General features: G+C 69.0%; 6 protein-coding genes, 2 pseudogenes and 1 riboswitch. Of the genes and pseudogenes, 7 read left to right on the forward strand and 1 reads right to left on the reverse strand.

Going from position 1 to position 9,643, the window contains the following annotated elements:
- From AC27IO_RS16265 to thiC, 6 genes and pseudogenes are all read left to right on the forward strand, one after another.
- Positions 1 to 268, forward strand: a pseudogene (locus AC27IO_RS16265) (hypothetical protein); the annotation flags it as partial.
- A complete protein-coding gene (gene ftsA / locus AC27IO_RS16270) occupies positions 211 to 1,440 on the forward strand; it encodes a cell division protein FtsA (RefSeq protein WP_092741824.1) in 1,230 nt (409 codons plus the stop codon). The pseudogene AC27IO_RS16265 and the gene ftsA, both read left to right, overlap by 58 nt.
- 171 nt (positions 1,441 to 1,611) lie before the next feature.
- Positions 1,612 to 2,838 (forward strand): cell division protein FtsZ, encoded by a 1,227-nt coding sequence (gene ftsZ, locus AC27IO_RS16275; RefSeq protein ID WP_272549194.1) that lies wholly within the window; start codon positions 1,612 to 1,614, stop codon positions 2,836 to 2,838.
- A 145-nt stretch (positions 2,839 to 2,983) separates the two neighbouring features.
- Positions 2,984 to 3,907, forward strand: coding sequence for a UDP-3-O-acyl-N-acetylglucosamine deacetylase (gene lpxC, locus AC27IO_RS16280; protein ID WP_272567220.1), 924 nt, complete (start codon positions 2,984 to 2,986; stop codon positions 3,905 to 3,907).
- A gap of 22 nt (positions 3,908 to 3,929) precedes the next feature.
- Positions 3,930 to 4,106 carry a hypothetical protein gene (locus tag AC27IO_RS16285; RefSeq protein ID WP_272567221.1) on the forward strand — a complete coding sequence of 59 codons (177 nt, stop codon included), beginning with the start codon at positions 3,930 to 3,932 and terminating at the stop codon, positions 4,104 to 4,106.
- A 45-nt stretch (positions 4,107 to 4,151) separates the two neighbouring features.
- Positions 4,152 to 4,275, forward strand: a riboswitch (TPP riboswitch).
- Between the two features lie 116 nt (positions 4,276 to 4,391).
- On the forward strand, positions 4,392 to 6,254 hold the full coding sequence (gene thiC, locus AC27IO_RS16290) for a phosphomethylpyrimidine synthase ThiC (protein WP_498739690.1): 1,863 nt from the start codon (positions 4,392 to 4,394) through the stop codon (positions 6,252 to 6,254).
- A 62-nt stretch (positions 6,255 to 6,316) separates the two neighbouring features.
- Here the strand turns inward: thiC and AC27IO_RS16295 are convergent, their stop codons facing one another.
- Complete coding sequence (locus AC27IO_RS16295; protein WP_498739692.1) at positions 6,317 to 8,011, reverse strand: methyl-accepting chemotaxis protein; 1,695 nt, start codon at positions 8,009 to 8,011, stop codon at positions 6,317 to 6,319.
- A gap of 275 nt (positions 8,012 to 8,286) precedes the next feature.
- Here AC27IO_RS16295 and AC27IO_RS16300 point away from each other — a divergent pair.
- Positions 8,287 to 9,643: pseudogene (locus AC27IO_RS16300) on the forward strand (methyl-accepting chemotaxis protein); the annotation flags it as partial.

The raw sequence follows: 9,643 nt of genomic DNA on the forward strand, positions 1-9,643 counted from the left end.
CGTGGCGGGCCAGTACGGGCGGCGCGCGGACGCACTCGAATCGGCCGACCTGCGCCACGCCGACGGCTATGCGCTGCGGCTGCGCGGGGTGACCACGGTCCAATGGCGACGCCCCCAAGGCGGCCGCCCGGGCGCCCGCGCGCACTGCGCCGCAGCGCGCGCGCCCCGCCAGAACAACAGGGCAGAACCACTGAGGGCAGGACACAGAATATGGCAAGAGAATACAAAGACGTGGTCGTGGGGCTGGACATCGGCACCGCCAAGGTGATGGCGGTGGTGGCCGAGGTGCTGCCCAATGGCGAACTCAAGCTGGCCGGGCTGGGCGTCGCACCCAGCAATGGCCTCAAGCGCGGCGTGGTGGTGAACATCGACGCCACGGTGCAGAGCATCCAGCAGGCGCTGAAAGAGGCCGAGCTGATGGCCGACTGCAAGATCCAGCGCGTGTACACCGGCATCACCGGCAGCCACATCCGCGGGCTCAATTCGAGCGGCATGGTGGCGGTCAAGGACAAGGAAGTCACCCAGGCCGACGTGGCGCGCGTGGTGGAGACGGCCAAGGCCATCAACATCTCCAGCGACCAGCGCCTGCTGCTGGTGGAGCCGCAGGAATTCGTGATCGACGGGCAGGATGTGAAGGAGCCCATCGGCATGAGCGGCATCCGCCTGGAGGCCAAGATCCACATCGTGACCGGCGCGCAGAGCGCGGCCGAGAACATCATCAAGTGCGTGCGCCGCTGCGGTCTCGAGGTGGAGCAGCTCATGCTGAACCCGCTCGCCTCCAGCCAGGCCGTGCTGACCGACGACGAGCGCGAGCTGGGCGTGGCGGTGGTGGACATCGGTGCGGGCACGACCGACGTGGCGATCTTCACCGGCGGCGCGATCCGCCACACGGCCGTGATCCCGATCGCGGGCGACCTCATCACCAGCGACATCGCCATGGCGCTGCGCACGCCCACCAAGGACGCCGAGGACATCAAGGTCGAAAGCGGCTATGCCAAGCAGCTGCTGGCCGATCCCGAGGCGCAGGTGGAGGTGCCCGGCCTGGGCGACCGCAGCCCGCGCATGCTCAGCAAGCAGGCGCTGGCCGGCGTGATCGAGCCGCGCGTGGAGGAGATCTTCTCGCTGGTGCAGCAGGTCATCCGCGAGTCGGGCTATGAAGAGGTGCTGTCCTCGGGCATCGTGCTCACGGGCGGCAGCGCCATCATGCCGGGCATGGTCGAGCTGGGCGAGGACATCTTTCTGAAGCCCGTGCGCCGGGGCATTCCCAAGTATTCGAGCGCGCTGGCCGACATGATCGCCCAGCCGCGCGCCGCCACCGTCATGGGCCTGCTGGAAGAGGCGCGCCTGGCGCGCCTGCGCGGCTTCAAGGTGGCGCAAAAGAGCGGCTCGGTGAAGACCGCGTTCGGCCGCTTCAAAGATTTCATCGTGGGGAACTTCTGACATGTTGTCCCCTCAGCACTGGCTCGCTCGCGCCGGCCCCGATGCGCTGTTCTGGCAACGATGGCGGGGCACCGGCCCCCCTTTCGTGCCGCGGACCGCGCCCCACCCGATTCCAACCATCCAGCCGTTTTGGCCCCATGCAATTCACGTGAAAGACTAGGAGCACCCACCATGACCATCGAAATGATCGAAGCCGAAGAATTCAATCAGGGCACCCAGATCAAGGTGATCGGTGTCGGCGGCGGCGGCGGCAATGCCGTCGCCCACATGATCGCGCGCAATGTGCAGGGCGTGGAGTTCGTCTGCGCCAACACCGACGCGCAGGCCCTCACGCGCAGCCCCGCGCACCGCACCATCCAGCTGGGCGGCAGCGGCCTGGGCGCGGGCAGCAAGCCCGACAAAGGCCGCGATGCCGCCGAAGCGGCCGTGGAAGACATCCGCAGCGCCATCACCGGCGCGCACATGCTGTTCATCACCGCCGGCATGGGCGGCGGCACGGGCACCGGCGCGGCCCCCGTGATCGCGCGCGTGGCCAAGGAGATGGGCATCCTCACCGTGGGCGTGGTCACCAAGCCCTTCGACTGGGAAGGCGGTCGCCGCATGGCCAATGCCGACAACGGCCTGGCCGAGCTGGAAGCCAACGTCGATTCGCTGATCGTCGTGCTCAACGAGAAGCTGCTGGAAGTGCTGGGCGACGACATCACCCAGGACGAGGCCTTCGCGCATGCCAACGACGTGCTCAAGAACGCCGTGGGCGGCATCGCTGAAATCATCAACGAATACGGCCACGTCAACGTCGACTTCGAAGACGTGCGCACCGTGATGGGCGAGCCCGGCAAGGCCATGATGGGTACGGCCACGGCCGCCGGCCCCGACCGCGCCCGCATCGCCGCCGAGCAGGCCGTGGCCTGCCCGCTGCTGGAAGGCATCGATCTGTCGGGCGCCAAGGGCGTGCTGGTGCTGGTGACCGCCGCCAAGGGCAGCCTGAAGCTGTCCGAGTCGCGCCTGGCCATGAGTACCATCAACGCCTACGCCTCGCCGGATGCGCACGTGATCTACGGCGCCGCCTACGACGACAGCCTGGGCGAAGAGATCCGCGTGACCGTGGTGGCCACCGGCCTGTCGCGCCAGAACGCACGCCGCCAGCCCATCTCGGTGGTACAGGGCGGCCTGCGCACCGGCACGGACAACGTGGCCTACCAGATGCCCATGGCCGGCGCGACGCTGGGCGCGGGCCTGGTCGGTGGCGGCACCGCGCAGGCAGACTACGGCAACATGTCGGTGCCCAGCGTGTGGCGCACCAACCGCACGCAGGCGGCCGCCCGCGTGGACGCGCTGTCCTCGGGCGGCATGGACGACCTGGAAATCCCCGCGTTCCTGCGCAAGCAGGCCGACTGACGGGCAAGGCCCTGCGGGCCTTTCTTGTTCACAACACCGCCATGTTCCGCAAGGGGCTGGCGGTTTTTTCCTGCGCGCGTGGGCCTATTGCGCCCATAGCGGCAGCGATGCCCCATGATGGGGCCTCCCCCTCTAAAATCGACCGATGCTCCAGCAACGCACGATCAAGACCCTGACCCGCGCCGTCGGCGTGGGCCTGCACAGCGGCCAGCGGGTCGAATTGACGCTGCGCCCCGCCCAGCCCGACACGGGCATCGTGTTCCGCCGGGTGGACCTGCCCGAGCCGGTGGACATTCCCATCACCGCCATGGCCGTGGTGGACACGCGCATGGCCTCCACCATCGGCGTGGGCGGCGCGAAGGTGCACACGGTCGAGCACCTGATGTCGGCCTGCGCGGGCCTGGGGCTGGACAACCTGTACATCGACATCACCGCCGAAGAGGTGCCCATCCTCGACGGTTCCTCCGCCTCGTTCGTGTTCCTGCTGCAGAGCGCCGGCGTGGAGCTGCAGAAGGCGCCCAAGCGATTCATCCGCGTGACGCGCCCGGTCGAGGTGCGCGAGGGCACGGGCCCAAGCACGAAGTGGGCGCGGCTCGACCCGTACCACGGCTACAAGCTGCGCTTCGAGATCGACTTCGCCCACCCGGCGGTCGATTCCACCGGACAGAGCGTGGAGTTCGACCTCGGCTCCGGCAACTACACCCGCGACATCGCGCGCGCGCGCACGTTCGGCTTCACCAAGGACGTGGAGATGATGCGCGCCAGCGGCCTGGCGCTGGGCGGTGGCCTGGACAACGCCATCGTCATGGACGACTACAAGGTGCTCAACAGCGACGGCCTGCGCTACGACGACGAGTTCGTGAAGCACAAGATCCTCGATGCCATCGGCGACCTGTACCTCGTCGGCAAGCCACTGCTGGCGGCCTACAGCGCGTTCCGCTCGGGCCACGCGATGAACAACCTGCTGCTGCGCGAACTGCTCGCGCAGGAGGACGCCTGGGAAATCGCCACGTTCGACAACGAGCGCCAGGCGCCCGCCGGCTTCGCGCAGCCGGTGGCCGCGTGGTAGGGCGACGCCGGGGCCGCGCGGCATGCTGATCTTTCGCTGGATCGCCACCCTGCTGCTGCTCATGGCAGCGGTGTCGTTCGCGTTCTACGTGGGCACGGGGCAGGCGCGCTACAAACGCTGGGGGCTCATCATCCTGAAGTGGACGGTGATCGCCGGCTTCGTGTTCTTCGCCGTGCTCATCCTGGGGCGCATCGCCTGACCGACACGGAGGGATGGCGGCGGGCGAGGGGGCTGGCCTATACTGGCGCCTGCTCCGGGGTGTGCTGATGCGCTGAGATGCGGGCGGCCTGACGAATGTCAGGCTGGCTTGCGAACCCGACGAACTTGATCCGGTTCATACCGGCGGAAGAAGAGCCGACCTCCCGTGACCGTGCCCGCACCCGCGTGGCACGCACCGCTTCACCAGGCGCCCTGCGCCTGCGTTCCAGGCACAGGTCCATTTCCGGAGCAGCCCCACCGCCCCCGGAAACAGGAGACCTGCCCCATGAACGCACCCGAACCCCTCGCCCGCGAAAAATTCGCCGAACTGCTCGCGCTCACCCGCGCGCCCTTTCCCGCATCGCGCAAGGCCTACCTGCCCGGCCACACGCACGCGGACCTGCGCGTGCCGGTGCGCGACATCGCGCTCACCAACGGCGAGCAGGTCAGCGTGTACGACACCTCCGGCCCCTACACCGACCCCGAGGCCGTGATCGACGTGCGCCAGGGCCTGGCCAGCGTGCGCGGCGGCTGGATCGCGGCGCGCGGCGACGTGGAGCACTACGAGGGCCGCCCGCCCGTGGCGCTGGACGATGGCCAAAAGAGCGAGGACGCCGCCCGCCTGGCCCAGCTGCGTGCCGAGGCCGCCGCGCTGCAGCGCCAGCCGCTGCGCGCCAAGAGCGGCGCCAACGTGACGCAGATGCACTACGCGCGCCGCGGCATCGTCACGCCCGAGATGGAATACGTGGCCATCCGCGAGAACGGCCGCCGCGAATGGATGGCGCAGTACATGCAGGATGCGGGCCGCGAGCAGCGCCTGATGGGCAACCCCATGGGCGCGAGCATCCCGAAGATCATCACGCCCGAGTTCGTGCGCGATGAAGTGGCCCGCGGCCGCGCGATCATTCCCGCCAACATCAACCACCCCGAGGTGGAGCCGATGGCGATCGGGCGCAACTTCAAGGTCAAGATCAACGCCAACATCGGCAACTCGGCCGTCACTTCCAGCATCGAGGAAGAAGTGGAAAAGCTGGTGTGGGCCATTCGCTGGGGCGCCGACAACGTGATGGACCTGTCCACCGGCAAGGCCATCCACACCACGCGGGACTGGATCGTGCGCAACTCGCCGGTGCCGATCGGCACGGTGCCCATCTACCAGGCGCTGGAGAAGGTCGGCGGCGTGGCCGAAGACCTGACCTGGGCCATCTTCCGCGACACGCTCATCGAGCAGGCCGAGCAGGGCGTGGACTACTTCACCATCCACGCGGGCGTGCGGCTGGCCTACATCCACCTCACGGCCCAGCGCCGCACCGGCATCGTCTCGCGCGGCGGCTCCATCATGGCCAAGTGGTGCATGGCGCACCACAAGGAGAGCTTCCTGTACGAGCACTTCGAGGACATCTGCGACATCATGAAGGCGTACGACGTGTCGTTCAGCCTGGGCGATGGCCTGCGGCCCGGCTGCGCGTCCGACGCCAATGACGAAGCCCAGTTCGCCGAGCTGCACACGCTGGGCGAACTCACCCAGACCGCCTGGAAGCACGATGTGCAGACCATGATCGAAGGCCCCGGCCACGTGCCCATGCACATGATCCAGGCCAACATGACCGAACAGCTCAAGACCTGCCACGAAGCGCCGTTCTACACGCTGGGCCCGCTGACCATCGACATCGCCCCGGGCTACGACCACATCGCCAGCGCCATCGGCGCGGCCATGATCGGCTGGATGGGCACGGCCATGCTGTGCTACGTGACGCCCAAGGAGCACCTGGGCCTGCCCGACCGCGACGACGTCAAGCAGGGCATCATCTCCTACAAGATCGCCGCGCACGCCGCCGACGTGGCCAAGGGCCACCCCGGCGCCCGCGCGCGCGACGACGCGCTCTCCCAGGCGCGTTTCGATTTCCGCTGGCAGGACCAGTTCAACCTGGGCCTCGACCCCGAGACGGCCCAGGAATACCACGACGAAACGCTGCCGAAAGACAGCGCCAAGGTCGCCCACTTCTGCTCGATGTGCGGCCCCAAGTTCTGCTCGATGAAGATCACGCAGGAGGTGCGCGAGTTCGCCGCCAAGGGCCTGCAGGAAAAGGCGGTGGAGTTCCGCGGCACGGGCGGCGAGCTGTACGTGCCGATCCAGCCGGTGGGCTGATCATCGCCCTGAATGGGTGCAGGGCACGCCGCCTGGCAAGGCGGCGTGCCGCGGCGCGAACCTCAGGCGTGGCCCAGGCGCAGGGCCCGCGCCCCCGGGACCGTTGCCGGCGCGGGCACGGAGAGAAGGCCCGCTACCTCGCCCGTCGCCGTGGAATGCGGCAGCGCGAAGCGGCTGATCACCGACGACAGGTCGTGCGCCTGCCCGCGCAGGCTTTCCGCCGCGGCGGCCGACTGCTCCACCAGCGCCGCGTTCTGCTGCGTCATCTCGTCCAGCCGCGACATGGCGGCGTGGATGGCCGCGATGTCCTGGTTCTGCGACCGGGTGTGGCTGCGGATCTCGCCCATGGTCTGCGCCGTGTGCTGGATGGTGGAGACCACGCGCTCCATCGTGCGGCCGGCGTGCCCGGCCAGGCTGGCGCCCGAGGCCACCTGCTGCACGGACTCGGCGATCAGCGCCTTGATCTCCTTGGCGGCCTCGGCCGAGCGGTTGGCCAGGCTGCGCACTTCGGACGCCACCACGGCGAATCCCCGGCCCTGGTCGCCGGCGCGTGCGGCCTCCACGGCGGCGTTCAGCGCCAGGATGTTCGTCTGGAAGGCGATGGAGTCGATCACGCCGGTGATGTCGGCGATGCGGCGCGAGCCCGTGGCGATGCGGTCCATGGTGTCCACGACCTGCGTGACCACGCCGCTGCCTTCCTGCGCCACGCTGGCAGCCTGCGAGGCCAGGGCTTCCGTGCGCTCGGCGGACGCCGCCGCATCCGCCACGCGGCGGGTGACCTGCTCCAGCGAGGCCGCGGTTTCCTGCAGCCGCGCTGCGGCCTCCTCGGTGCGGTTGGACAGGTCGGCGTTGCCGCCCGCGATGTCGGTCGAGGCGGCGCTGATGCTCTGCCCCAGGGTCTGCACGCGGTGCACCAGGCTGCGCAGCGCGCCCTGCATCACCGACAGCGAGGTGAGCATGCGGCCGGTCTCGTCGCGTTCGTGGCCGGCGATGTCCTGGCGCAGGTCCAGCCCGGCCACGCGGTCCGCCGTGGCGCTGGCGATGGCGATCGGGCGGGTGATGCTGCGCACCAGCCACAGCGCCAGCAGGGTGCCCAGGGCCAGCGACAGCGCGCCGAAGGCCACCAGCGCCCAGCGCGCCATGCCGCTCAGGCGCGCGACCTGCGCCGCCGCTTCGTCGATGTCCTGCCGCTGCGACTGCGAGAGCGCTTCGAGCGCCTGGAGCAGCGCCGTGGCCGAGGGCAGGAAGCGTTCACCGTAGACCTTGCGGATGCGCTCGGTGAGGCCCGAATCGCGCGCGGCCACCAGCTCCGTCCGCGCGGCCAGGAAGGTGGCGCCCATGGTGCGCACCTGCGCCACCTGCTGCATGTCCTCGGTGCCTTCGAGCCGCCGGGCCAGTTGGGCGACCAGCGCGTCGTACTGCTGCTGGGTGCGCGCGATGTCGGCGCCGAGGATCTCGCCCACCTCGGGTTCGGAACTCAGTGCCACGGCCTTGTAGCGCTCGGCGTTGATGGCCTGTAGCCGGTACGCATCGGCCACCAGGCGCTCGGTCGCGACGCTGCGCTGCACCATGGCGTCCGTGGCGCGGCCGATGTGGTGCAGCGACCAGATGCCGATGGCCGAACCCACCAGGCTCAGCGCCAGGACGGCGAGAAAGACAGTCAGCAGGCGCTGGCTCAGTGAGCCGGTGCCCGGCCGGGCGCCAGTGGGGGCAGGGGATGCGTGGGACGCGGGAGATGCAGTGAAGGGGTGTGCCATGTGGAGTCCGAAGGTGTGGCGGGCGCCATGGCGGGGCCGGAAGGCGCGGGCCGGCGCGGTCGCGATGGCAGTGACTTTGCCCTATATTTGTGACAATTTGTTTTCCACTGCACGGTGTGAGGGCATGGCGCCGCGTGTTGGCCCCTCGGTGAATACCCCGTCGGCTATTGGCAGGGCGCCGCATATAGTGATCGCCGATGCGGCCCACGAGGCCGTGTTTTTTTTGGTGGCGTGGTTATTGCTAACGCTCAAGTAACATTTTGTAGAGGAGAGCCATGAACGCTCTGGGCCGCCTGTCGATTCGCACCCGCCTGTATTTCGGGACGATCTTTTCCTTGGTGCTCCTCGTCGTCATCGGTGCCATGGGCTATCTCGCCCTGGACCGTACGCGGGACACGTTGCAGGTGCTGTTTTCGCAGCGCGTGCAGACCCTGACCGACATGGCCGAACTGCGCACCACACTGGGGAATCTGCGCCGGGCCGAGAAGGACATCATCATCAACTTCAACAACTCGGTCGAAGTGTCGGCCCTGCGCGACAGCTGGGGCAAGACGCTCGCCGCGCTGCGCAAGAGCCTGGCCGACGTGCGGCAGGCCCAGGCGGGGGATGCCGCCTTCGTCGAGGGCATCGACAAGTCGCTCGCCGAGATCAAGCAGTACGAAGCCGGCATCTCGCCCATCTTCGAGCAGATCGAGCGCGCGCAGATCGACGGGGCTGGGGGCGGCGCCTATGCCGACCGCCTCAAGCAGCACATGGAGGCCACCGACCAGCTGTTCGCCAGCCTGGCCACCACCGCGCGCCAGCAGATGGAGGAGGCGCGCCAGGGCGTGGAAGCGCGCACGGCCTTCATGTCGGCCGCGATCGGCGGCGGGCTCCTGCTGGGGCTGGCGGTGCTCATTCCGCTGACCTTCTTCAGCGTGCGCTCCATCACGCAATCGCTGGCCCAGGCGCGCGATCTGGCCGAGCGCATCGCCAGCGGCGATCTGTCGCACGAGGTGCATGCCACGCAGCAGGACGAGGTGGGCCAGTTGGTGACCGCCATGGGCCGCATGCAGGATTCGCTGCGCGGCCTGGTGCGCCAGGTGCAGGAAGCGTCGGGCAGCATCTCCACGGCCAGCACCGAGATCGCCTCGGGCAACCACGACCTGAGCCAGCGCACCGAGCAGACGGCGGCCAACCTGGAAGAAACCGCGTCGTCCATGGAACTGCTCACCAGCACCGTGCAGCAGAGCGCCCAGTCCGCGCGCCAGGCGAGCGAATTCGCCACCACCGCGGCCGAGGTGGCCGCGCGCGGCGGCGCCGTGGTGTCGCAGGTGGTCAGCACCATGGGGCAGATCACCGACAGCTCGCGCAAGATCGCCGACATCACCGGCGTGATCGATTCCATCGCCTTCCAGACCAACATCCCGTGCGCTGAACGCCCGCGGTGGAAGCGGCCCGCGCGGGTGAGCAAGGGCGCGGCTTCGCGGTGGTGGCCAGCGAGGTGCGGTCGCTCGCGGGGCGCTCGGCGGAGGCCGCCAAGGAGATCAAGGCGATGATCGAAGCCAGCGTGTCGCGCGTGAGCACCGGCAGCGATCTCGTGGCCCAGGCCGGACGCACCATGGACGAGGTGGTGGCGCAGGTCACACAGGT

The sequence above is a fragment of the Acidovorax sp. KNOB132 genome (assembly GCF_057541515.1).